The organism is Amycolatopsis silviterrae (assembly GCF_042684085.1).
Lineage (GTDB): Bacteria > Actinomycetota > Actinomycetes > Mycobacteriales > Pseudonocardiaceae > Amycolatopsis > Amycolatopsis silviterrae.
Genome location: NZ_JBHUKS010000004.1, coordinates 251225 through 275818 on the forward strand (window position 1 = coordinate 251225; position 24594 = coordinate 275818).

Annotated in this window: 20 protein-coding genes; 15 read left to right on the forward strand and 5 right to left on the reverse strand. The window is 69.5% G+C overall.

Annotated features, from left to right (window positions below):
* The first annotated feature begins 1537 nt into the window (after positions 1–1537).
* Positions 1538–2224: a M23 family metallopeptidase gene (locus tag ACFSVL_RS04850; RefSeq protein WP_378301970.1), complete on the forward strand. Its 687-nt coding sequence runs from the start codon at positions 1538–1540 to the stop codon at positions 2222–2224.
* A 1160-nt stretch (positions 2225–3384) separates the two neighbouring features.
* Here ACFSVL_RS04850 and pcrA read toward each other — a convergent pair.
* Positions 3385–5796, reverse strand: coding sequence for a DNA helicase PcrA (pcrA, locus tag ACFSVL_RS04855; protein ID WP_378300862.1), 2412 nt, complete (start codon positions 5794–5796; stop codon positions 3385–3387).
* 134 nt (positions 5797–5930) lie between these two features.
* Here pcrA and ACFSVL_RS04860 point away from each other — a divergent pair, with 134 nt between their 5' ends.
* The 7 genes from ACFSVL_RS04860 (at position 5931) to ACFSVL_RS04890 (ending at position 13414) form a co-directional block, all read left to right on the forward strand.
* Positions 5931–6365 (forward strand): DUF1707 SHOCT-like domain-containing protein, encoded by a 435-nt coding sequence (locus ACFSVL_RS04860; protein WP_378300864.1) that lies wholly within the window; start codon positions 5931–5933, stop codon positions 6363–6365.
* A 164-nt stretch (positions 6366–6529) separates the two neighbouring features.
* On the forward strand, positions 6530–6826 hold the full coding sequence (locus ACFSVL_RS04865; RefSeq protein ID WP_116206527.1) for a chorismate mutase: 297 nt from the start codon (positions 6530–6532) through the stop codon (positions 6824–6826).
* A gap of 57 nt (positions 6827–6883) precedes the next feature.
* Positions 6884–7189, forward strand: coding sequence for a hypothetical protein (locus ACFSVL_RS04870; RefSeq protein WP_378300866.1), 306 nt, complete (start codon positions 6884–6886; stop codon positions 7187–7189).
* Positions 7190–7536: 347 nt separating this feature from the next.
* Entirely contained in the window at positions 7537–9252 is a 1716-nt protein-coding gene (locus ACFSVL_RS04875; protein WP_378300868.1) for a hypothetical protein, read from the forward strand.
* 256 nt (positions 9253–9508) lie between these two features.
* Positions 9509–10405 carry a hypothetical protein gene (locus ACFSVL_RS04880; RefSeq protein ID WP_378300870.1) on the forward strand — a complete coding sequence of 299 codons (897 nt, stop codon included), beginning with the start codon at positions 9509–9511 and terminating at the stop codon, positions 10403–10405.
* 212 nt (positions 10406–10617) lie between these two features.
* On the forward strand, positions 10618–12249 hold the full coding sequence (locus ACFSVL_RS04885; RefSeq protein WP_378300872.1) for a serine/threonine-protein kinase: 1632 nt from the start codon (positions 10618–10620) through the stop codon (positions 12247–12249).
* Between the two features lie 13 nt (positions 12250–12262).
* Entirely contained in the window at positions 12263–13414 is a 1152-nt protein-coding gene (locus tag ACFSVL_RS04890; RefSeq protein ID WP_378300874.1) for a serine/threonine-protein kinase, read from the forward strand.
* 6 nt (positions 13415–13420) lie between these two features.
* Here the strand turns inward: ACFSVL_RS04890 and ACFSVL_RS04895 are convergent, their stop codons facing one another.
* Complete coding sequence (locus ACFSVL_RS04895; RefSeq protein WP_116206532.1) at positions 13421–14323, reverse strand: LysR family transcriptional regulator; 903 nt, start codon at positions 14321–14323, stop codon at positions 13421–13423.
* A gap of 103 nt (positions 14324–14426) precedes the next feature.
* On the opposite strand from ACFSVL_RS04895, the gene ACFSVL_RS04900 reads away from it, so the two are divergent.
* Complete coding sequence (locus ACFSVL_RS04900; RefSeq protein WP_378300879.1) at positions 14427–15335, forward strand: DMT family transporter; 909 nt, start codon at positions 14427–14429, stop codon at positions 15333–15335.
* On the opposite strand, the gene ACFSVL_RS04905 is transcribed toward ACFSVL_RS04900, so the two are convergent.
* Positions 15332–16000 carry a response regulator gene (locus tag ACFSVL_RS04905; RefSeq protein ID WP_378300881.1) on the reverse strand — a complete coding sequence of 223 codons (669 nt, stop codon included), beginning with the start codon at positions 15998–16000 and terminating at the stop codon, positions 15332–15334. The two genes, ACFSVL_RS04900 and ACFSVL_RS04905, sit on opposite strands and share 4 nt — an antisense overlap.
* A gap of 45 nt (positions 16001–16045) precedes the next feature.
* Positions 16046–17320, reverse strand: a complete 1275-nt coding sequence (locus tag ACFSVL_RS04910; protein WP_378301972.1) for an ATP-binding protein — start codon at positions 17318–17320, stop codon at positions 16046–16048.
* 238 nt (positions 17321–17558) lie between these two features.
* Here ACFSVL_RS04910 and ACFSVL_RS04915 point away from each other — a divergent pair, with 238 nt between their 5' ends.
* The 6 genes from ACFSVL_RS04915 (at position 17559) to ACFSVL_RS04940 (ending at position 22961) form a co-directional block, all read left to right on the forward strand.
* Complete coding sequence (locus tag ACFSVL_RS04915) at positions 17559–19004, forward strand: hypothetical protein (RefSeq protein WP_378300883.1); 1446 nt, start codon at positions 17559–17561, stop codon at positions 19002–19004.
* Positions 19005–19071: 67 nt separating this feature from the next.
* Entirely contained in the window at positions 19072–19566 is a 495-nt protein-coding gene (locus ACFSVL_RS04920) for a hypothetical protein (protein ID WP_378300885.1), read from the forward strand.
* Positions 19566–20117: a DUF3558 family protein gene (locus tag ACFSVL_RS04925; RefSeq protein ID WP_378300887.1), complete on the forward strand. Its 552-nt coding sequence runs from the start codon at positions 19566–19568 to the stop codon at positions 20115–20117. The genes ACFSVL_RS04920 and ACFSVL_RS04925 overlap by 1 nt, the downstream gene beginning before the upstream one ends.
* 354 nt (positions 20118–20471) lie before the next feature.
* Positions 20472–21176: a DUF3558 family protein gene (locus ACFSVL_RS04930; RefSeq protein WP_378300889.1), complete on the forward strand. Its 705-nt coding sequence runs from the start codon at positions 20472–20474 to the stop codon at positions 21174–21176.
* A gap of 269 nt (positions 21177–21445) precedes the next feature.
* Entirely contained in the window at positions 21446–22738 is a 1293-nt protein-coding gene (locus tag ACFSVL_RS04935; RefSeq protein ID WP_378300891.1) for a PspC domain-containing protein, read from the forward strand.
* Entirely contained in the window at positions 22731–22961 is a 231-nt protein-coding gene (locus ACFSVL_RS04940) for a hypothetical protein (RefSeq protein ID WP_037368646.1), read from the forward strand. The genes ACFSVL_RS04935 and ACFSVL_RS04940 overlap by 8 nt, the downstream gene beginning before the upstream one ends.
* A gap of 46 nt (positions 22962–23007) precedes the next feature.
* Here ACFSVL_RS04940 and guaA read toward each other — a convergent pair whose 3' ends face one another.
* Complete coding sequence (gene guaA, locus ACFSVL_RS04945; RefSeq protein WP_378300893.1) at positions 23008–24564, reverse strand: glutamine-hydrolyzing GMP synthase; 1557 nt, start codon at positions 24562–24564, stop codon at positions 23008–23010.
* Positions 24565–24594: the final 30 nt, after the last annotated feature.

Here is a 24594-nt window from a genome sequence, read left to right on the forward strand (position 1 = left end):
CCGCCTCGACCAGGCCGGGGCGCACTTCCGGGTGAATTCTCCGCTGGATGAACCTGCGGCCGTCCCCGCGCGTCTGACGGGTACGAAGAAAAAATCCGCCGATCCGCGTAAGAGGGGCGTGGGTCGGAGGTCTCGAAGGCGAAGGGCCGAGACGCCGGGGCGTCGAGGAAGAACTTCGGGGAAGTCGCGTAAGGGAGTGGCGTTCGGGGCGTCACTCCGGCACGGGACGAGGAACCGGGGACCCATCGCGGGGGCGGTGGAACGAGGTCGGATGCCTGTTCGTGGCAGGCAACCGACCAGGTCGCGGAGGGGAGCCGCGGCAGGTGCTGGCAGGTCGTGGGGACGATCGGCCAGGGCCGAGGTGAAGAGGGCCGAGACCTGCCGGGGAGGGCATGTGAACGGCCACGTCGCGGAGGGGAGCCGCGGCGGGTGCTGGCAGGTCGTGGGGACGATCGGCCGGGGCCGAGGTGGAGACGGCCGAGACCTGCCGGGGAGGGCAGGTGAACGGCCACGTCGCGGAGGAGGACCGCGATAGGCTCCGGCGGGTCATGGGGATGACCTGCCGGGACGGCCGGGGCCTGCCGGGGAGGGCAGGAACCGGCCGGGCCTCGGAGGGGAACCGGGATTGGCTCCCGGGGCCGGACGGCCTGCGGGACCGGAGCCCGACGGTGTGCGGGACCGGGGACCGACGGTCTCGGTCTGCGAGACCGGGGACCGACGGTGTGCGAAACCGCGGACCGATGACCTGCGGGACCGGGGACCGACGGCCTGCGGGACCTAGGCCTGGGGAACAACGGGACCCGAGAACAGGAAACGGGACCGGAGCCCGGGCCCAAGATCCGGGGCCCGAGGTCCGGGGAACGGGGTCCGGGGAACGGATCGCCGGAGGGACAGGCGACCGGGCGAGCCATGGAGGGAATGGCGATTACCTCCGGCAAGCCACGGAGGGGTGCCCCGCCGGGAGAACAGGCAGCCAGCCAGGTCGTGGCGGAGCCGTCCAGTGGCACCTCTGCCGGGCTGCCGCGAGTGAGCGCCATCACATGAGTCCACGCGAAACTGCTTCAACGCACTTTGGCGACCGGTTATTTCGTCCGCGACGGCTCCGGAACGGCCTTCGGAGGCACTGGGCCATCCGAAGGTATGTGACTCAAGCCACAACCAGGGAAGTAGTTCCCGATTAACTTTGGGTAGTTTCCACAGCTAGAAGCTCGATGAAGGCCACTCGTTCGGCCGAAAGCCCGGTCGCGTCTTGCTCATTGCGGCGCCGCTTCGTTACTGTCCTCCGGTCCCCATTACAGTCAGGTCACGAAGCAGGACGCTGAGCGAATCACCCCCGAGGTTCGTTCACGGGATCCCCCGCCCGAGTCCGTTTCCGCCCGGCTCCCCGACGATGGAAGGCCCTGTCTTGGCTTCACACCGCTCCCCCGGCGGCCAAGCCCCTTCCCCGGCGCTGAAAGACGCACTGGACGGTGCAGTCATCCGCGTCCGGGGACAGCACCGCATCTCCCCGCCCTCCTCCGCCCTTCGCGGGCGGGTCGTGGTCGCCGCCGTCGCGGCTGGCGCGTTCGCCGCAGCCGCCGCCGGGCAGACCCTCAAGGCCACCAGCGGCGGCGACTCCGACGCCGCCGTCACCCCGCTCGCCAACGCACAGAACGCGAGCGCCTCGTTCACCCTCGGCAGCGCGGGCTCCGGGGGAGCGCCCGAACTGCTGCCGACCGGGCACGCCGTCGACGCCTCCGCCGAAGCCGCGAAGATGGCCGACAGCGCCAAGGTCACCAAGGCCCGCGTGCAGGCGGAAAGCGAAGCCGCGCGCAAGGCCGCCGAAGAGGCCGCCCGTCCGAAGACCTGCATGCCGGCCCACGGCACGTTCACCTCCGGCTTCGGTGCCCGCTGGGGCACGAGCCACCTCGGCATCGACATCGCCAACTCGATCGGCACCCCGATCTACGCCGCCTCCGACGGCACCGTCATCCAGGCAGGCCCCGCCAGCGGGTTCGGTCTCTGGGTACGCGTCCAGCTCGAGGACGGCACCATCCAGGTCTACGGCCACATGAACAGCTTCTCCGTCCGCGAGGGCCAGAAGGTGAAGTGCGGCCAGCAGATCGCCGAGATCGGCAACCGGGGCGAGAGCACCGGCCCGCACCTGCACTTCGAGGTGTGGCAGGACGGCACCAAGAAGATCGACCCCCGCCCGTGGCTCGCTGCCCGCGGCGTGGACTTCTGAGCCGACCCACGCTTCTCCCCCGCCGGGCAACCGGCGCGGTGGCGACTGTCGTACGAGGTCGCTACCTCAGTTGATTCGCATACCTCGCCTCCTAGGCCGATGTTTTTGCCTCGGCTGAGCTGCGGCGGAGTTCCGCGTCTCACATACGAAGCACGCGATGCCTGAGTGTCACCTCCTCGGCAACCAATCGTGTTGTGTTGCGCTGGCAGTACGCCGCGCCAGACGGAAGTCGTTGCCTGCGGCCAAGATCCCGGGCTTACGTTGCCCGGCGGATCGGCCAATGATTCTCACGGGTCACTGCCGGGTAGGCGTCGGATGAAGTAGGCGACTGCTACCTGCCACACCGTGCACAGGTCTGCACGTCTTCGCCACGGCAGCCATCGAGCGACCCCCTCGTCGGCGCGCGACGCTCCTCCGCAGACGACGCACCTGCCGTCTGGGCCCAGCGCGTGCTGCCTCAGCAACGCCCACCATGCCGCGGCCAGTCGTGCCACATCCCCTGGCACGTCCCGTGCTGACCGGGTTGCCGTCCCCACCGCAACCGTCCCCGCGACTCTCCTCAGGTATTCCTGTACCCCAGCGGCAAACACCCCAAACAGCACCGCGTCCATGCCTTGCTCCCCTCCACAGCTTACCGCATTTCATCGAACTTGTGTTCGATAAAGTTCAGTATGCCGCAGGGGACCGACAAGATCGGCTGGTTCTCGGGGAGTTCACTCGGTCCGGGGGAATGTGTCCGGACTTCGAGCGCTACGAGAGCCCGGAGGTTCGGGAGGGCGTGGGGCTTGGGGCTTGGGGAGGAGGCCGGTGGTGGGCAAACCTGGGGGTGGGATCAGCGAGAGTTCGACCGGGGCAACGGTTTGATCAGCTCGGCACCGCTAGTTCCGACCGGTTAGCCCGGCGAATCCGGTATGGGAGACGTCGGCTTAACCGGTTCTGCGCGGCAAAACCCGGCCCAGTTCGCCGGTACCTGGCGAACCGGGCCAACCAGCACTGGTTTCCTGGCCGACCTGGTTCCCGTGGCGTCGGCTGCCCGGCACGGCACGGCACGGCACGGCACGGCACGGCACGGCACGGCACGGCACGGCACGGCACGGCACGGCACGGCACGGCACGGCACGGCACGGCACGGACGAGCCAAGCCGAAAACCCGGCAGCCGTCAGAGTTTCACCATCGGCACGCTGCCGATCAGCATCAGCCGGACCTTTCCGGAAGCTCCGAAGTCGATCGTCGCCGTCGCACGGGGGCCGATGCCGTCGCAGGAAATCACTGTGCCCAGGCCGTACTTGTCGTGGCTGACCCGGTCTCCGACGTCCAGCTTCAGCGCCACCGTGTCCTTCCAGGCCTTCCCGAAAGGCGAACTCGAACTCGAGGACGTCGAAGACCGGCGGCCCCACGTGGTCGCCGCGCGCGGGCCGGACGACGAGCCCGAGGAAGAGCCGAAGTTGCCGAAGCCGGGTGAGGACGGTTCCAGGCGACGCCAGTCGACCAGGTCCGGCGGCAGTTCGTCCAGGAAGCGGGACGCCGGGTTCATCTGCGGCTGTCCCCACGCCGACCGGGTGAGGGCCCGCGACACGTAAAGCCGTTGCCGTGCACGGGTAATCGCCACGTAGGCCAGGCGGCGTTCTTCGGCCAGTTCAGCCGGATCGCCCAGGGCGCGCATGTGCGGGAAGACGCCGTCCTCCCAGCCGGTGCAGAAGACGACCGGGTACTCCAGCCCCTTCGCGGTGTGCACGGTCATCAGCGTGACCACGCCCGCGCCGCCGTCGCCTTCCTCGCCGCCGTCTGAGGCGGGGATCGAGTCGGCGTCGGCGACCAAGGACACCCGTTCCAGGAAGGCGGGAAGAGAGCCAGGGGCAGGGACGCCGTCGTCCAGGACCAGTTCCGCGTTCTCGTCGTTGGTGACCTCAGCGGTGAACTCGGCGAATTCGCGGGCCACCGTCACCAATTCAGTGAGGTTCTCGACCCGCGAAGCGTCCTGCGGGTCGTCGGATTCTTCCAGTTCCGCGCGGTAGCCGGTGCGCTCCAGGACCGCTTCGAGCAGGTCGTGCACCTCGGTGCCGGAGGACGCCATCTCCTGCAGTTCGTCCAGCAGCGTCACGAATCCGGTGATCGCCTTGGCCGAGCGCGGGTTAAGCAGCGCCACCTTGTCCTCGACCGCGTCGCGCAGCGCGGCCCAGAACGAGATTCGCTCCCGCTCCGCGTGGGTCGCCACGACCGCCTCGGCCCGGTCGCCGATGCCGCGCTTGGGGACGTTGAGAATCCGCCGCAGGCTGACCGTGTCGTCCGGGTTCGCGAGCACGCGCAGGTACGCGATCATGTCCCGCACTTCGCGCCGCTCGTAGAACCGCACGCCGCCGACGACCTTGTACGGCAGGCCCAGCCGGATGAAGATTTCCTCGAACACCCGTGACTGGTTGTTGGTGCGGTAGAACACCGCGACGTCCGAGTAGTCCGCCTCGCCCTTTTCCGCCAGCGAGTCGATCTCCCCTGCGACGAACGCGGCCTCGTCGTGGTCGTTGTCCGACACGTAGCCGACGATCTTCTCGCCGTCGCCCGAATCGGTCCACAGTCGCTTGGCGCGCCGGTTGGGGTTGCGCGCGATCACCGCGTTGGCCGCGGACAGGATCGTTTGCGTGGAGCGGTAGTTCTGCTCCAGCAGAATCGTGTGCGCGTTCGGGAAGTCGCGTTCGAATTCCTCGATGTTGCGGATGGTCGCGCCGCGGAAGGCGTAGATGGACTGGTCCGCGTCGCCGACCACGCACAGTTCGGCAGGCTCGATCCCGGTGTCCGTCGCTTCGGTGCCGGCGAGCACGCGCACCAAGGTGTACTGCGCGTGGTTGGTGTCCTGGTACTCGTCGACCAGCACGTGCCGGAAGCGCCGCCGGTAGTACTCCGCGACGTCCGGGAACGCTTGCAGCAACGACACTGTCCGCATGATCAGGTCGTCGAAGTCGAACGCGTTCGCGCTGGACAGCCTGCGCTGGTACTCGGCGTAGACCTCGGCGACCCGGCGCTCGAGGTCGTTGGCCGCCTTCGAGGCCGCCTCGTCCGGGTCGACCAGCTCGTTCTTGAGGTTCGAGATGTGCACCGCGAGCATGCGCGCGGCGTACTTCTTCGGGTCGATGTCGAGGTCGCGCGCCACGAGCGTGATGAGCCGCTTCGAGTCGTCCGAGTCGTAGATGGAGAAACTCGACGACATGTCGAGGGTTTTCGCCTCGCGGCGGAGGATCCGCACGCACATCGAGTGGAACGTGGACACCCACATCGCGTTCGCGCGTTTGCCGACGAGCGCCGCGACGCGCTCGCGCATCTCGGCGGCAGCCTTGTTGGTGAACGTGATCGCCATGATCTCGCCCGGATGCACGCCGCGCTGCCCGAGCAGGTACGCGATCCGGCGCGTGAGCACGCGCGTCTTGCCCGATCCGGCTCCCGCGACGACCAGCAGCGGACCTCCGGCGTGCGTCACCGCCTCGCGCTGGGCGGGGTTGAGGTCCTCGAGCAGGTCTGCGGTTCCCGGCCGGGCAGCGCGGGCGGGCGGGTCTGCGGGGAGATCGAAGAGGGTGTCCATCGTCTGTCAACGCTACCCCGGGGGTACGACAGTCCCGGAACAGCCACGGGGTCGGCCTGCGCTCCGCGACGTACGCCGGAGTGTCGCCTCGCGTCCGACGCGCGACACCGCTTCGGCGCGGAGCATCGAACGGTATGGACGACAAGATTCCCGCCCGGCTGAGGGCTTCCGACGGCGACCGCGAGCGCGTCGCCGAGACCATCCAGGCCGCCGGTTCCGAAGGACGGCTCACCCTCGAAGAGGTGGAAGAGCGGCTGCGCGCGGCCTACGCCGTCCGCTTCACCGACGAACTCGGCGAACTCACCTCCGACCTTCCCCGCCCGGAGCCCGCCCGGCCGCGCGGCGGCGGCTGGCCGCTGACCCGGGCCGCGCTGCGCGAGCATCCGGCGCTGCGCGTCCACCTCGGCATCGTCGCGGTGCTGGCGACGTTGCTGATCGTGCGATGGGCGGTCGGCGGCGCGCTGTTTTTCTGGCCGGCGATGCCGTTGTTCTGGCTGTTCATCAGCCTCGTGCTGCACGCGCGGGTGCGGGCGTTCCGGCGGCGACCGGGCGCGCCTGTGCCATACTGAACCCGTGCGGCACAGCAGCGAGCGATTTTTTTACGGGACCCGGACTCCGGCTCCCGTGATCGCGTAGTGCCCCACCCGCCATCACCCGCAGCCCCGGAGTCCACTGGACCCGGGGCTTTCGCCGTCCCTGGGCCACGGGGAGTCCGGACTTCAGAGAGGTCCCGATGAACGCGCAGACGCAGAACGCCGACGGACAGCCCGCCGAGCACACCCCGGCGGGCGACGACATCTCGTCGCTTCGCGAGGAGATCGACTGGCTCGACTCCGAAATCCTCCGGCTCGTGAAACGCCGGGTCGAGGTGTCGAAGACCATCGGGGCGGCCCGGATGGCCGCGGGCGGCACGAAAATCGTCTACAACCGCGAGATGGACGTGCTGGCGCGCTACCGCGAACTGGGTCCGGAGGGCCGTCAGCTCGCGATGCTGCTGCTGAACCTCGGCCGCGGCAGGCTGGGCCGCTGACGCCGCATCCGGGGCATCCCCGATTCGCGCCGCACGGAAACCGGGCAGACTGGACACATGATTGACCTCATCGCCACCATCATCGCGATCGCGAGCGTGCTGGCCGCCCTCGGACACGTCGGTTACCTGGCGCTGCTGAACAACGCGGCGGGCAAGCGGGCCGGCGGAGCTCCGGTGGCGCAGTACGTGCGCAGCCGCTGGGCGCTGGCCGGCGGCGCCACCGCGGCCTCGCTGTTCGCCTGGCTGCTCACTTCCGGCAACGTCGTGCTGGACGTTCTCGCCATCGTCATCGCGGTCGGTAGCGGCGCGACGTCGGTGAAGGCCCTCCAGTCGACGCAGGCGAAGTACCGCAGCGGCGGCTGACGAGCCCCCGAACTGGGCAAACACCGGGCGGCACGCTGCGCTGCGTGACGTGCCGCCCGTTCGGGCGCGCCCGGTCGAGTGAAACCGGTGCAAGTTGCAGGATGGGTGAAGACATTCGCCTGCCGGTTTCCTACTGTGAAGTCCGTGAGGACCCTGGCGTCTGCGCCGGGCAAGGCCCGGAGGATGCGCGGGAGCTGCGGCTCCGCGCGCCGTTCTCCGCGTGCGCGTGCATTTGCGCGGGAGTTCGCAAGTGTGGACGCAAGCGCCGTTCTCCGCTTCCCTGCTCCGTTCGGGTTGACCGACGCCCCGGTGCCGTCACGCCCCTCTCCCGGAGGGGTCGGACCGGCATGACGGGAAACACGATGGGCGGTCCGCGGCGCGCTGACCGTCCCGGCGCGGTGCCGGACGCCGAGGTCACCGTCCCCGGACGGCACCGCGTCCGCGCCGACGGGACCTGGACTCCCGTGGTGCCGCCCCGCACCGCCGGACATCACCGGCACCGCACCGGCGGCGCCCCGGCCGCCGACAGTGCTCCCGGTGCTCCCGGTGCTCCCGCACAACGGGGCAGCGAGAATCCGCAGCGGCTCGGCACGCCCGCCCCGCGCGCGAACCGGGTGCCCGACGACGGGAACCGCCCGGCCCCGAACCAGCCGGTTTTCCCCACCGCGAGCGGCACGTTGCCGGTCGGCGAACCGCCGTTGCCGCAGCCGCAGCGCCGCCGGACGGATCCGCAGAGCCGCCGAGCCCCCGTCGAACCCCCGCGCCGCCCGGCCGCCTCCGCCCCGGACCGGCTGGCCGAACCTCGCGGCCGCCAGCCGGAACCCCGCCAGCCCCACGCCGATTCTCCTGGCCAGCCGGAACCCGGCCGCCGGAATCCCCCTGGCCAGCAAGAATCCCCGAGCCGCCGAGCTGAATCCCTTGCCCGGCAGCCGGAACCCCGGCACCCCCGCGCCGCCTTCGCGCCGCCGCAGGACCGGATTCCCGAGGAACACCGCGCCTTCGCCCCGCCGTCGAGCGCGCTCCCCCAGCCGACCCGGCGCACCCGGCAGGAACGCGTCGCCGCCACGTCCGCCGCGCTGGCCAGCCAGCCGGACGCCCCGGACGGCCCCCGCGAACGCGTCGAGCTGAACCCGGTCGCGGACGAACCGCCCCGGCGCCAGCGCGTCACCCTGCGCGAACCGGCCGTCTCGCCGCGGGAAAAGGAAGAACAGCAGGACGACGAGGTGCGCGTGTACGCCGCGCCGCTGCTGGACGGACTCGGCACGTTCGACCTCGGCTCGGTGCCCGCGTCGGTCACGCCGCCGAAGACCTGGCGCAAGGCCGCGTGGTTCGCCACCGGGGCGTCCGGCGCGGTGGTCGTCGGACTGCTGTTCGCCGGGACGTTCCTGGTCGGCGGGCCCACCACCACGACGACCGACGCGGTCGGCGGCGGCTGGCCCGGCAGGCAGAACGGCGGCAACCCGAACCTGAGCGCGCTCCTCCCGAACGGGCAGCACGGCGGGGTCGGCGGCAACGTCCCGCGCAGCGGCACCAGCACCAGCCCGGACGGCGTCACCTCGGACAACGGCACGCACCCGCAGCAGGGCGCAGGCGCGAGCAGCTCCGCCAGCAGCAGCTCCGCCGGGGAGACCACCGCGTCCAGCCCGGGCACCGGCAGCACCTCGTCCGCGCCGACGACTACGGACTCGCCCTCGTCCAGCGAACCGCCGGAGAAGCCGCCGGTCACTCCCGCTCAGCGGGAGACGAAAGAACCGCCGTACTACACCGCCAACGACCCGAACAAGATGGGCAACAACTCGGAGACGTTCTTCAACAACGTCACCACCGATCCGTCGAAGGCCTCGTCGGTCACGTCCGGCGACCTCAAGCAGGAGGGCTCGCAAGGGCTGCGCAAGCGCTACTCCGACGTCGCGTACTTCGAGGTCAAGAAGGTCACCATCGACCCGGAGCACGGCACCACGGTGAACACCGTCGAGGTCACGCACCAGGACGGCAGCAAGAGCACCGAGCAGCGCACGCTCACCTTCGACGACAACGGGAAGATCACCGACGACGGCCGCTGACCAGCACACTGTCTGCAAATGCCGATGCACGTGCGGAGCGGTGAGCGGTTATTCCCTCGTCCGGTTGGGTGACATAAGCTGCCGTTCGTCGTACGACGGCGGCATTCCGGCGACGAAGTCTGGCGGCCGTCTGTCGGCACAGGGTTACCTGGCGACTACGAGGTCTGGCTCCGACCACGAATCGGCTGCCCGGACCGCCCCGGGGACACCGCCACCGCGCTGTGTCCTGCCCCGAACCCCCATAGCGAGGACTTTCGTGCTTGAACGGCAGCGAACCCGGCGAGAACCCGACGCCGTGCGCGTCGAGGACGTGATCCCGCCGGAGCTGCTCGAGGACGTGGCCGAAGCCGACCGCGAGTATCTCGAGCAGGTGTTCCGCGAACCGCAGAAGTACCTGCCGCCGCGCACCCGCCGCCCGGTCGTCCGGACCGAGGAACCCGCCGACGAACCCGAAAGCAAGCTCGCCCGCCGCGCGAAGCTGGCCGGGCTCGTCGGGGCAGGCGCGCTGGTCGCCGGAGCCGTCGTCACCGCCTCGCTGCTCAGCGGCGGCCCGCGGCCCACCGTGCCGGTCGCCGAGGGAACGGCGATGCCGGCCGGGTTCAGCGGCGCGGCGGCGCTTGGCGGCCAGGACGTGCCTCAGCAGCGCAAGAGCCACTCTTCCGGCGGCACGACGTCGGGACACAGCGAAAGCACGACACAGACCAAGCACACCGGCTCCGCGCCCGCGACGCCGACGGATTCGGGCACCACGACGCCGGAAACCACCTCCGGCACCTCGTCTTCGGCCTCGTCGAGCACCTCGCCCTCGGCACAGTCGCAGAAGTCCGCCACGTCGTCGGCGGCCGCGCCGGATCCGGTGAAGCTCGAAGCGGTGCGCAAGTTCTACGCCTCGATCGACCACCATCCGGAGAACGCGCTCTCGCTGCTCACCCCGAACGTCGCGCGCGGCGAAACGGGCGACCTGGTCCGCGCGTGGAGCGGGGCCGACTCGATCGACGTCCAGGAACTGCACGTCCAGGACGACGGTTCGGTCTTCGCCGTGGCGCTGGTCCGCCAGGCCGACGGCACCCTCTTGCGCGTGACCCAATTGTTCGAGGTCGTCGAGCAGGATGTGATCTCCCGGGCCCGCGTTCTGTCCGCAGTCTATTCCTGACCTGCGCAAACGCGAGTGGACCTGGACGCCCCGAGTGTGCCGCGTGCGTGTGCGCAGAGTGAGCGCCTAGCCTTGTCACGGGTCGGTCTCGGCAAAACCGGCACACGGTCCACAGCAGGTGCCTACGCTCTGGTGCTGCGGCGGGTTCGAACTCACCCCTTTGGGGTAGACAAGTCCCGCCCCGTCAAGTCAGAGCCCCAAAGGGAGGTCGCGTGAGCGACGAGGGTCGTCTGGTCGCCGGCCGATACCGCATCGTCGGGAAGATCGGTTCCGGCGCGATGGGGGCCGTCTGGCGCGCCCACGACGAGGTACTGGGCCGTACGGTCGCCATCAAGCAGCTTCTTCTCCAGCCCGGGCTGGAGAACCACGAGGCGGAGGACGCCCGGCAGCGCACCATGCGCGAGGGCCGGATCGCCGCCCGGCTGCACCATCCGAACGCGATCACCGTGTTCGACGTCGTCACCGACGACAACGGCCAGCCCTGCCTGATCATGGAATACCTGGCTTCCACCAGCTTGGCGCAGGTGCTGCAGGAGAAGGGCACGCTGCCGCCGCTGGAGGTCGCGCGGATCGGCGCGCAGATCGCCGCCGCGCTGCGCGAGGCGCACGCGGTCGGCATCGTGCACCGCGACATCAAGCCGGGCAACATCCTGCTCGCCGGCAACGGCACCGTGAAGATCACCGACTTCGGCATCTCGCGGGCCAAGGACGACGTCACGGTCACCAAGACCGGGATGATCGCCGGCACCCCCGCTTACCTGGCCCCCGAGGTCGCGATCGGCGGCGACCCGGGCCCGGAGTCGGACGTCTTCTCGCTCGGCTCGACGCTGTACGCCGCCTGCGAGGGACAGCCGCCGTTCGGCCTGTCCGAAAACACGCTGAGCCTGCTGCACGCGGTCGCCGCGGGGCAGATCAACCCGCCGCGGCAGTCCGGTCCGCTGGCGAGCGTGCTCGCCGTGCTGCTGCACCCGGAGACCCAGCACCGGCCCACCGCCGACGAATGCGAGGAGCTGCTGTCCGCGGTCGCGCGCGGCGAGACCCCGCTCGGCGGCCCGGCCGACGAGACGATGATGGCCTCGTCCTCGGGCACCCTCGGCGCGGCCGCGCTCGGTGCGGCGGGCGGAGCGGCCGGTCTGCTGCATCCGGACGAAGAGCAGGCCAGCCACTCCGGCACGCTGCTCGACGACCCGGGCGTCACCCAGCAGTACGACCCGAGCGCGCAGCAGTACTACGGCGAGGACCCGTACCCGCCGGGCTCCGGTTACCCGGAGGACGACTACGACGACTATCACCAGGACGGATACCAGGAACCGCCGCTCTACGGCGATCCAAGCCGCAACGGCCTCGCCGCCACGCGCGCGGTCCCGGTGCCGGACGCCTACGACGACGACCCGTACGACGAGGAGCCGGCTCCTCGGACGCGGGTGGTGCAGACCGCGCCCGAGGACGACGAGCCCGAGAAGCCCGGCGCTTGGAAGAAACCGGCGCTCATCGGCGGTGTCGTGGTGATCGGCCTGGTCGCGCTCGGCGTGTGGCTGCTGACGCCGGGCAATCCGCCCGACGCTTCGCAGCCCGCCCCGCCTGCCTCGTCCTCCGCGGTGGCTCCGACGTCCGTCACACAGCCGTCCTCGGAAGCAACCACTACGTCCCCGCCTACGTCTACCCGGGAAAGCGCGACGCGCGAGACCCAGTCGACGCGGCACTCGCGGAAGTCCACTACCGCAGAGGACACTCCGACGCAGGAGCCGTCAAGGACACGGGAGACCACGTCGAACCGGCCGTCGACTTCGAAGGAACCGACCTCGTCGGCAGCGACGACGGCCAGCTCGGCCAGCGGCGGATGATTCAGGGACAGCATTGAGTTCAGAAGGCAGCATCGTCGGCGAGCGGTACCGGCTCGACCAGCCGATCGGGCGCGGCCGCGCGGGCATCGTGTGGCTCGCGTTCGACACGCGGCTGTTCCGGACCGTCGCCGTCAAGCGCATGTACCTGCCCGTCGGCCTGCCGCCGGAGCGCGCCGAACAGGCCCGCGCGATGGCGATGGAAGAGGGCAAGGCGGCGGCCCGGATCGAGCATCCGTGCGCGATCACGGTGTACGACGTGCTGCCCGACGGCCAGGACGTATGGCTGGTGATGGAGTACATCCCGTCGCGCGGGATGTCGGTGTTCCTCGCCGAGCACGGCAGGCTCACCCCGGAACAGGCCGCCTTCCTGGGCATTCAGCTCGGTGACGCGATGGCGTCGATCCACTCGGCGGGCATCGTCCACCGCACGCTCGAACCGAACACGGTGCTGCTCGCGGACGACGGCAGCGTCAAGCTCACCGACATCGGCATCACCGGTGGCGGTCCGCACGCCGCCTACCGGGCGCCGGAAGTCACCCGCGGTGCTCCTCCGTCGGCGGCGGCGGACGTGTTCTCCCTTGGCGCGACGCTGTACACGGCGGTCGAGGGTGTGCCGCCGTTCGGCGATGACGGTCAATCCCCCGAGCGGCCGGCGGAGAACGCGGGTCCGCTCGTTGGGGCACTGCAGAAGATGCTGCGCGCTGACCCGGCGGCCCGGCCGACCATGGACGACACCGTGCACGCGCTGAAGGCGATCACCGTGGGACGCGAGCAAACGGCGTTCATCCCGCCGACCGCGCCCGCGATGCCGACCGTTCCCGCGTCTCGGCCGATTCCGACGCAGCAGCCCAATCTGCCGGAGGCAACCCGGCAGATCCAGCCGGACGCCACGCAGCAGATTCTGCCGCCTCAGCAACCGATGCCCGCGCAGCAACCGGCTCCGCTCATGCAGCTTCCGGTCCAGCAGGTGCCGCAGTCCCCCGCGCCAGCGCAGCCGATGCAGCAGCCGACCGCGCGGTACGTGCCGACGCCGGCGCAGCAGGCCGCGTCCGCTCAGGCAGTTCGCGAGAAGGCGGCCGCGCGACGGCGGATCATCCTCACCGTCGCGGCGATTCTGTGCGCGATCCTGATCGGGATCGGCGTTTCGCAGCTGCTGTTCGTCTGAGCCCGCTCAGGCGACGTTCTCGGTCGCCTCTTGCATGGCTTCCAGGAACGTCTGCACGGCCGGACTGCCCGCGACGCGCGCGGCCACCGCGGCGTGGATGTGCCTGCTCGGCTGCGGATTGCGGACCCGGCGGACCACCACGCCCGGATGCGGCGTGCCAAGGCCCAGCTCCGGGACCAGCCCGACGCCGAGACCAGCGGCGATGAACCCTTGCGCCGACGGATAGTCCTCGGACTCGACCACGACGTTCGGGTGGAATCCGGCCGACGCGCAGGCCCCTTCCAGGATCGCGCGGCAGGCACCGGGGATCGGGTCGACGCCGACCCAGGGTTCGTCGGCGAGGTCCGTCAGGTCGAGGACGCGCTTGCGGGCCAGCCGGTGCGCCCGCGGCAGCACCGCGCGGTACGGATCGTCCAGCAGCGGCACCAGCTCGATGCCCCGGCCCGGCTCCGACGGCCGCGGGTACACGATGATCGCCAGGTCGGCGCGGCCTTCCTCGACCTCGGTGAGCGGGTCGCCCGGATCGATGAGCTTGAGATCGAGCCACACGCCAGGGTGTTCGCGGCGCAGCGCGGCCACCGCGTACGGCACCATCGTCGCGCCCGCGGTGGCGAAGTAGCGGATGGCGAGCTTGCCGGTGCGGCCTTCCTTCAGCTCAGTGAGCGCGGCCTCGGCTCTGGCCAGCTCGGCGCTGAGCGTCTCGGCGTGCTCGGACAGCAACGTCCCCGCCGGGGTCGGCTGGACGCCGCGGCCGACGCGTTCCAGCAACGGCGTGCCCGCTTCGCGTTCGAGGACCGCCAGCTGCTGGCTGATCGCCGACGGCGTGTACCCGAGATTCCTTGCCGCGGCAGTGATCGAACCGCTCGTGATCACCGCGCGCAGCACCTGCATGCGCCGCACATCGAGCATGGGTTGATCCTACAGCTTTGCTTAATTGTCCATGCAGTTATTTGCGCTTGTCCTTACACCTCACCACCGCGAAGCTGGCAGTGAGGCGAAGGAGGAACCTGGGGTGGGCGAGACGAAGACGCTGCTGAGGATCGCGGCGCTCGCGTTGATGTGGGGTTCGAGTTTTTTCTGGATCAAGCTCGGGCTGGAGGCGCTTTCACCGGTGCAGCTGGTGCTCGCGCGGCTCGTGCTCGGCGCCGTAGTACTGCTGGCGCTGTGCCTGATCGGCCGCCGGAGCCTGCCCGCGGAAAAGCGCACCTGGGGACATCTGCTCGTCGCGGCGTTCTTCCACAATGCCTTGCCGTTCCTGCTTTTCGCGGTCGGTGAGACCACTGTGGACTCCGGCATCACCGGGGTGCTGAACTCGACCACCCCGCTCTGGGTGCTCGTGGTGGCCCCGTTCCTCGGGGTGTCGAACCGGATGAACGCGACGCGGATCGCCGGTCTGGTGGTCGGGCTCGGCGGGATCCTGCTGATCTTCGCGCCGTGGCAGGCGTCCGGGCTGCTCAGCTGGGGCGCGCTGGCCTGCCTCGCCGCGGCGGCGAGCTACGGGTTCGCGTTCGTCTACGAGGGCCGGTACCTGTCGAACACCAGCTCCTCGCCGTACGCGATCGCGGCCGGGCAAATGCTGCTGGCCACCGGTTTCCTGGTGCTGGCGATGCCGTTCGGCGGATTCACGCCGGTACACCTGAGCCCGGTCGCGCTGATCGCGGTGGTGATCCTCGGCCTCGGTTCGACCGGGATCGCGTTCGCGCTCAACTACCAGCTGCTGGCGAGCGAAGGCGCGGTAGCCGCGTCCGTGGTGGGCTATCTGCTGCCGGTGGTTTCGGTGCTGCTGGGCGCGGTGTTCCTGCACGAGCAGCTGAACCTGCGCGTGATCGCGGGCATGGTCGTGGTGCTGCTCGGGGTCGCGCTGACCCGGTTGCAGCGCAAGCCGGCGGCGGCCCCGGAGGAAGAGCTGACTCCGGCTTAGACCAGGCGGCGGTCCGAGGCCCAGCGGGACAGCTCGTAGCGGTTCGACAGCTGGGTCTTGCGCAGGACGCTCGACACGTGCGTCTCGACCGTCTTCACCGAGATGAACAGCTCGGACGCGATTTCCTTGTACGCGTAACCGCGGGCGAGCAGGCGCAGGACGTCGCGCTCGCGCGGGGTGAGCAGGTCCAGCTCGGGGTCGTTGATCGGCGCGGAGCCGGGACGGTCGGCGAAGGCGTCGAGGACGAAACCGGCCAGCCGCGGGGAGAACACCGCGTCGCCGTCGGCCACCCGGACCACCGCGCGGACGAGTTCCTTCGACGAGATCGTCTTCGTGACGTACCCGCGCGCGCCGGCCCGGATCACCGCGATCACGTCCTCGGCGGCGTCGGACACCGACAGCGCGAGGAACACGACGTCCGGCAGCTCCGGGCGGACGCGGCGGAGCACCTCGGCTCCCCCGCCGTCGGGCATGTGGACGTCGAGCAGCACGACCTGCGGACGGGTGCGCGCGATGCCGGCGACCGCGTCGGCGACCGACCCGGCCTCGCCGACCACCTGCACCTCGTCGGTGATCGAATCCAGTTCCGTGCGCACTCCCGCGCGGAACAACGCGTGGTCGTCCACGAGGAAGACCTTGACCGGTTCCCGCTGGTTATCCGTCACGACTGCCCCACTCCCTCGCTTCGCCTGCCCCCGAGCATAGCGAGGTCATGCCACCCCTTTGCCCGCCTTCACCGGCATGGCGAGCTGGACTTCGGTGCCTTCGCCGGGCGCGGTGCGCAGTTTGCAGGTGCCGCCGTGGCGTTCCATCCGGCCGCGGATCGAGTCGGCGAGGCCGTGCCGGTCGGCGGGCACGACGTCCGGGTCGAAGCCCTTGCCGCGGTCGCGCACGAAGACGGTGACCTCGGTGGGCTCGACCTCGGCGAACACGCTGACCTCGGCGACGCCCGCGTGTTTGGCCGCGTTGACGATCGCCTCGCGGGCCGCCTGCACCAGCGCGGTGAGCGGCGGGTTCAGCTCGGCGTCGCCGACCACGACCTGGCCGACCGAGATCGCGAACTGGTCCTCGACCTCGCCGCACGCCGCAGCGAGCGCTTCGGACAGCTGCTGGCGGGTGCCTTCTTCCTCTTCCTTGGTCCGCTTGTCGCTGGGCTTGCCGTAGCCGCCGGGGCCGTACAGCCAGCCGCGCAGCTCGCGCTCCTGGCCGCGGGCGAGACGGGCGACCTCGGCGGGCTGGTCGGCCTGGCGCTGGATCAGCGCGAGAGTCTGCAGGACCGAGTCGTGCAGGTGGGCGGCGATCTCGGCGCGTTCGTCGGTGCGGATGCGGGCCTGGCGCTCCTCGCCGAGGTCGCGGACCAGCCGCAGCCAGAACGGGACGGTGAGCACGGCGACGCCGATCAGCGTCGCGATCACCGCGATCAGGGCGAACTTGACCTGGTCGAAGTCGCCGCTGGCGAACACCACGAAGCCGATGCCGGTGGCCACCAGCGCGACCCCGGCCAGAATCCGGACGAACGCCGCGAGCCGGCCGCCCTCCCCGACCAGACCGTCGCGGGCGCCGACGCGCCAGCGCCGCCGCTGCGACTCGTCCGCCTCCCGCCAGACGACCGCCGCACCGAGCGCGGCGAGCGCGAGCGGCACCGCGACCCAGCCGCGGATCGCACCGGTGAGCGTGCTGCTGGCGATCGCGAGCCCGATGCCGAGCGCGATCAGCCCGTACGCCTGCTGCCGGTCGCGAGCCTTCGGCGCGGTCTCGGTTTCCTCGGCGCTCTGCGGCACGAACACCCAGAGCAGGCCGTAGGCGAGCAACCCGGCCCCGTTGAGCGCGGCCAGCAGCGCGAACACGACGCGGACCCAGACGACCGGAACCCCGAGGTGATCGGCGAGCCCGCTCGCGACGCCCGCGACGGCCCGCCCGGAGCGCCGCCGGTACATCTTGGGCCGCGCCTCCGGTTCGGCGACCTCCATCGCCTGGGCGGACATGAGCGCCGAGGGCTCCTCGGTGGCCGAGGAAACCCGCCCTGGGGCACTGATGTCGAGAAAGTCCTGCACGAGTTCCATCGTCACACGCGAGCGCGGCCCGGACATCGGGGAAGGCCCTGATCAATTCCCCCGGATGGCCGCTCCGGAAATTTCCCGAACCTCCCTGCCGCCGTCCGGGACTCGGTACCATGCAGGGGGCGAGCGATCACAGTGCGTAAACGGGGCGGGGAGGCCGGGGATGACGGAGCAACATCGCGCGGAGCACGTCGAGTCCGCGGGCGATTACTACGCCCGGACGCAGAACGTGAACCAGATCTTCTCCGTCGGCGTCGACTCGCCGGAGACCCGCGGCACCACTGAGCGGGACGCCTCGCAGTACTCCGTCCAGCAGGGCCAGCAGCTGCTCCAGGGCCAGCAAACCCGGGGCGACGCGCCGGCGCCGGACGCGAACTACGCGTCGTACAGCCACGACGACCTGCACAAAATGGTCAACGAGGGCTTGAACTTCGAAGGCATCAACGACCGCAGCCGCGTGACGAACACCTACGGCAACTGGCTCGCCGACGTCTCCAACCAGTTCCGCGACGCGGCCAACACCGCTGGCGCCGAGTGGCAAGGGACGGCCGCGAACCAGGCGCATTCGTTCTTCCAGAGCACGGCCGAGCACACGGAGAAGACCGGCAGCGCGATGCAGCTGGTGTCGAACCGCTACTCCCAGCAGTCCGCGGCGGCTGATTACGCGCACAAGAACATGCCGGAGCCGACCGGGTTCGACCAGAAGGCCGAAATGGCCAAGGCGACCGAGCAGTTCCAGAGCGGCAACCCGTTGCAGGGTGTGATCGCGATGGGTGACGTGGCGGCCAAGCAGCAACAGGCTGACGCGGCACACCAGCAGGCGGTCCAGGTGATGCACGGGCTGGACACGACGTATCACGAGACGTCTTCGACGCAGCCGGTTTACTCTCCGCCGCCGCAGATGAACAACGACAGCACGCATGCCAGTAGTGCCGCGCCGGTGACGGTGCCGGGTGGGGCTTCTAGTGGGCCTTATGTCGGGCCGGGTAACGGCGGGCCTGCGACTGGGTTCACTGGCACGAATCCGCCGCTTGGCGGTCCCGCTGCCAACACTTTCGGTCCGCCGTCCGTCGGAAACCCCGCTGGCCCTCCGCCCGGGGTGTCGTACAACCCCGGACCCGGCATCAACACCGGCACCGGACCGCTCAGCAACCCCAGCCTGCCCGGCGGCGGCAATGCCCGGCCTACGCCGGGTCCGCTGGGCCGCCTGTCCCCTGACGGGCTCGCGCTGGGCGGGGGCAATGTCGCGAAGCCTGGCGAGGACACGCCGCGCAGCCGGTCGGGCGGCGGTGTTGGCCGGGGTGGCGCTGGCGGTCGGGTGACTGGTGGCGCTGGTTCGGGCGGTGCTGGAAAGCCTGGTGAGAGCGGCGGCAAGGGCGCGGCGGAACGGCTTGAGCGCGGAGCTACGGCGGCCGCGAACGCCGGAAAGGGCGGCAAGCCGGGTGCGGCTGGGGCCGCTGGTGCTGCTGGGGCTGGGAAGAAGAAGGAAGAGGACAAGGAACACAAGAACAAGATCCCGACACAGGTCGATCCGGACGAGGTCTTCGAGGTCAAGCCGGAACGCGGGCCGGACGGGGAGAAGATCACTCCGCCGGTGCTCGGTGGTTGATGCCAGCTGCCTGGCGCATGCCATGGCCTCCGCATCTCGAGCGCAGACGTAGACACAGGAGCAGCTGATGTCAGGAATCGAAGTAAACTCGGAGCCGCTCTCCGGCGGCTCTCCCGCAGCCGACACGGCGGGCAACGCCTTCTTGGCGGGGCTCACCGAGGGCCCCGGAAGCCACGAAGCCGCCGAGAAGATGCGCGATGCCGGGCACACACTGAAGACCTTGGCACAAAACGGGTCGTTTGCGGTCAATGAGGCTGGATTCAACGCCTACATGAAGGCCTGCAATTTTTTCCTCGACGGCTACAAGACGATGATTCACGACCTGACCCTCCTCACTGAATTCGCCGAAATGGGCAGTTCTCCGTACGCGACCTTGGTAGCGGGGTTCAATGTCGAAGTAGCAGCCGGAGGCGGAGAAGCCATGCTGCCCAACCTTGTCCTAATGCGGGATGCGGTTGAGACCGCGAGAGACGCTCTTGCCATCGCGCGCAAAAATTACCGCGAAACCGACCATGCTCACAAGAAGTCATTCGATCAGCTCAACAAGAAAATTAACAACTGATGATCGCATCGCGAGTCCCGAAAACCCTCTTCCTGCTCGGCGCGGCCACGGTGCTGCTGACCGCGTGCGACAAGACCGTCGACGGGACCGCAGGAGCAGGCCAAACACCTTCTCCGACCGCCGCGCCGTCATCCTCTTCCGCAAACCCTTTTGCCGCGAGAAACCAGTGCTCCTTGCTGGATCAAATCCTGGCCGGCCGAGGTTTTCCCAAGGCGACCCCCTCAGTTGCCGACTCAAAGCGCTCCTGCATGTCCCAGAAGCCAGGAGACGGACCTGACGCCGGTGTCATCGGCCTCACCTTGCAGGACGGTCAGCGCTACACCGACAACGTTGCCGACCCCAGCAAGGCGCACGCCGGCGACGTCAATGGCCGCCCCCTCATCGAGGAACGCCAGCCACTCGGCTCGAGTGGATCATGCCTGATCAAGTTGGCTGTCGCGACCAACTCTCGCGCACTTATTGATGTCACAAACGGCAGCGACACCGACGTCGCATGCGAGGCAGCCCGAAAGCTGGCGGTCAAGCTGGACCCTCTTCTTCCGAAAAACTGACCCAGCCACCCGGGAAGTCGCATTGCGAACCGTAGGGGTACTTCTCACGTTGGACACCGCAGCCATCCTGGTCACCGCGTGCGACAACTCCGTCAACGGCGAAGCAGCTCCGAGCACACCAGCTTCCTCAGCCGCGTCCAGGAATCCCTTTGCCGCTCGGAACCAATGCGCCCTCTTGGGCCAGGCCCTCGCTGGCAAGGGGTTCCCCAAAGCGACACCCATGGAAACATCCAAAATCCCGAAAAAGCTCGCAGCGGAAAGCTCAACGGTCGACCGTCCGCTGAAGACCCCGAGCCCTTGCAGTCAAGCGGCCAATGCTCGATTTTCTTGGCAGTTGAACCCAACTCTCGCGCGGTGCTCGACGTTACCAGCGGCACGGACACGACTGCCTCGTGCAAGACCGCCGAGGACCTAGCAGGCAAACTGGAACCTTCTCCCGAAGAACTGACTCCGCCAACGCAGTCGGCCGGGACTCGCACCATGGAAGCTGGAAAAATCGTGGCCAATATTCGCCGAGTCGCCAGGACATTGAGCGTCACACTGGCCCTAGTCAACGCAGCGGCCTGCGGAAACTCGATCAATGGAACTGGCACAGCTACCACATCAGCTTCTGCGCCAGCCAATCCGGCCTCTAGTTCCCCCAACCCATTCGCCACATTGGACCAATGTCAGCTAGTCGATCAAATCCTGTCCGGGCAAGGATTTCCGCCAGCTCGGCCGTCCATCGCGGACGCCAACCGCAGCTGCCGGACGAAGAGAACCTCCGTCAATGCCGCGAAGGATCCTGCGGCGGAAGTTGGGATCGCGCTCCAGGACGGCCAGAAGTACACAGATAACGTCCTTGACCCACATTCCGCGCACAACGGAAATATCAACGGGCGCAAGCTCATCGAGCAACGTGATCTGCTGGGCTCGCCAGGCGGTTGCCAGATAGGAATGGAAGTCGGACCAGACTCGCGCGCCTTGGTGATCGTGCTGATCGGCGACGACACCGCAGCCGCGTGTGAAAAGGCCGAAGACGTCGCAACGGCGTTAGACAAGCTGCTGCCCCGGAACTGAGAATCAGGCCAGCCAAAGATCGCATCGCGAAGTTCGAAAGCTCCGGTCGTGCTACGACGCTGACCGCGGGCGGCAAGATCGAATAGGGGTCTGCCTCGGCGGCGTCGACGACCGTCCCGTGATCTAGGAGCCACGACCGTTCGGTCCGAGTGGGTCATGCGAGCTGGCCCCCTCCCAACGGAAGACCCCCGGCAAGGCCCCCATCTCGGGGATAACCTCAGGGACCTTCCCCGATGTGCCCTCCCCCTCCATCGACCATGCTGTGAAGCATGAGTGGTGCGAACGACGTGCGGCCTCCGCGCACGAATCCGTTGAACGGGTTCGAGGAGACCGTCAAGGACTTCTGGGCCAGCCGGCCCCGGCGGCCGCACTCGGGGCGGAAGGTCGCGGGGGTCGCGGCTGGGCTGGGGGATCGCTACGGGATCGATCCGGTGGTGATTCGGGTCGCGTTGGCGGCGGCGACCGTCTTCGGGGGGTTCGGGCTGGTGCTTTACCTGCTCGGGTGGCTGTTCTTCCCGGGGGAGGGCGACGAGGTTTCCGGCTTCGAGGCGTTGATCGGCCGGGGGCGGTCGACCATGACCAAGGCGTTCGCGGCCGTGCTGACGGTCGCGTTGATTCCGGTGGTCGGGTGGACGTTCGGCGGTGGCTGGTTCGACGGCGGCGGCCTGATCGGGTTCGCGTTGCTCGCCACGTGCCTTTACCTCCTGCATCGCACCCGCGGGCAGGACAACCGACCGGCGCCGGTCGTCGCGTTCGCGGCGGACGGAACCGCTTCCGGAACCGGAGCTTTCACGATGAACAGCGACACCCCGACTCCCGCGGCGGCGGCACCGGGCTGGGATCCGCTGGCCGCCGACCCGGCGGGCTGGGATCTGCCTGACCCGGCGGCGCCGCCACCGCCTCCGCCGCCGAGCGGCGACTACAACGACTCCGCGCCGAGGACGCCGCGGCGGCGGTCCAAGATCGGGGCCGCTACGTTCGGCATCGCGGTGATCGTGGCCGGCGTCGGCGTCGCGCTCGCGCTGAACGGGTTCGACTGGTTCTCGCTGCGGCACATCATCGGCTTGACGCTCGCGGTGCTCGGCATCGGGCTCGTGGCCGGGGCGTTCGTCCGCGGCGCTCGCGGCCTGATCGGGCTCGCGATCCCGCTTTCGGTCGCCGGGATGGTGCTCACGACCAGCACGTTCGACAACCTCGACGTGCGCGGCGGCGTCGGCGATCTGACCGCCACCCCGCATACGGTGGCCGAGCTGCAGCCGGTGTACCGGCACACGGCCGGGAACATGCGGATCGACCTGACCCAGCTGCCCGCGAGCGACCCGATCACCACGACGGTCTCCAACGGCGCCGGGAACACCGAGGTGATCGTGCCGCGCACCGCGGACGTGACCTTCACCTGCGAGAACAGCGCCGGTGAGGTCGACTGCCTGAACCGCACGTCCAACGGCGTAGGCCAGCCGGCCATCACCGGGACCGACAACGGCGACGACAACGTCGGCGGACAGAAGATCACGCTCCACGTCACCAACGGCGTGGGCCAGGTGGAGGTGCGCCGTGGCTGAGAACCCTTACTCCTACGACGAGCCCGAGGCCCCGGCCCGCCGCCGCGGGGTCGACTGGATCACGCTGATCGTCGGGGTCGCGACCCTGCTGGTGTCCGGGTACGTCCTCACCGACGGCTCCAGCTGGCTGCCCACCTTCGACTTCCGCTGGATCATCGCGGGCGGCGCGGTGTTCTGCGGGATCCTGATGCTCGGTGCGTCGTTCCGCAAACGACGTCCCTGAGAACACAAAAAACGGGGCCCGGATGTCCGGGCCCCGTTTTCTTATGTCATTCCCACTCGATCGTGCCCGGCGGCTTGCTCGTCACGTCCAGCACCACGCGGTTGACCTCGGACACCTCGTTCGTGATCCGAGTCGAGATCCGCTCCAGCACCTCGTACGGCAGCCGCGTCCAGTCGGCGGTCATCGCGTCCTCCGACGACACCGGGCGCAGTACGATCGGGTGACCGTACGTACGGCCGTCGCCCTGGACGCCGACGCTGCGGACGTCCGCGAGCAGCACCACCGGGCACTGCCAGATCTCCTGGTCCAGCCCGGCCGCGGTGAGTTCCTCGCGGGCGATCGCGTCCGCCTCGCGCAGGGTCTCCAGGCGGTCCGCGGTCACCTCGCCGATGATCCGGATGCCGAGACCCGGGCCCGGGAACGGCTGGCGCTGCACGATCGTCGCGGGCAGCCCCAGTTCGAGCCCGACCCGGCGGACCTCGTCCTTGAACAGCAGCCGCAGCGGTTCGACCAGCTCGAACTGCAGGTCGTCCGGCAGGCCGCCGACGTTGTGGTGGCTCTTGATGTTCGCGGTGCCCTCGCCGCCGCCGGACTCGACCACGTCCGGGTACAGCGTGCCCTGCACGAGGAACCGGTAGTCGCCCTGTGCCTTGAGGTCGCGCTCGGCCTGCTCGAACACGCGGATGAACTCGCGGCCGATGATCTTGCGCTTCTGCTCCGGGTCGGTGACGCCGGCCAGCGCGTTCAGGAACCGCTCGCGCGCGTCCACGGTGACCAGGTTGACGCCGGTGGCGGCCACGAAATCGCGCTCCACCTGGGTGCGCTCCCCCGAGCGCAGCAGGCCGTGGTCCACGAACACGCAGGTCAGCCGGTCGCCGATGGCGCGCTGCACGAGCGCGGCCGCGACCGCGGAGTCAACGCCGCCGGACAGCCCGCAAATCGCCCGTCCGTCGCCGATCTGCGCGGCGACCGCGGCGACCTGTTCGTCCACAATGGACGAAGTGGTCCACCCGGGCTGGACGCCGGCGATGTCGTACAGGAACCGGCGCAGCACCTCCTGGCCGTGCGGCGAGTGCGCCACTTCCGGGTGGTACTGCACGCCGGCGAAACGCCGCTCGACGTCCTCGAAACCGGCCACCTCGGCACCGTCGGAGCTGGCCGTGACGACCGAACCCTCGGGAGCCTTGGTGACGCTGTCGTTGTGGCTCATCCACGCCGTCTGGTGGCCGGGCAGCCCGGTGTGCAGGACGCCTCCCTCGCCGACGATCCGCACGTCGGTGCGGCCGAACTCGCGCACGCCGGTCGGCTCGACGACGCCGCCGAGGGCGCGGGCGAGCAGCTGATGGCCGTAGCAGATGCCGAGGATCGGCACGCCGGCCTCGACCAGCTTCGGGTCCATCGCCGGGGCACCCTCGGCGTACACGCTCGACGGGCCGCCGGACAGGATGATCGCGGACGGGTTCTTGGCCAGCAGCTCCTCGACGGTCGAGCTGGACGGCACGACCTCGGAGAAGACCTGCGCCTCGCGCACGCGACGGGCGATCAGCTGCGCGTACTGCGCCCCGAAGTCCATGACGAGTACCGGACCGGTGGGAGTGGCCACCCAAGACCTCCAGGTATCAGCGCTTTTGCC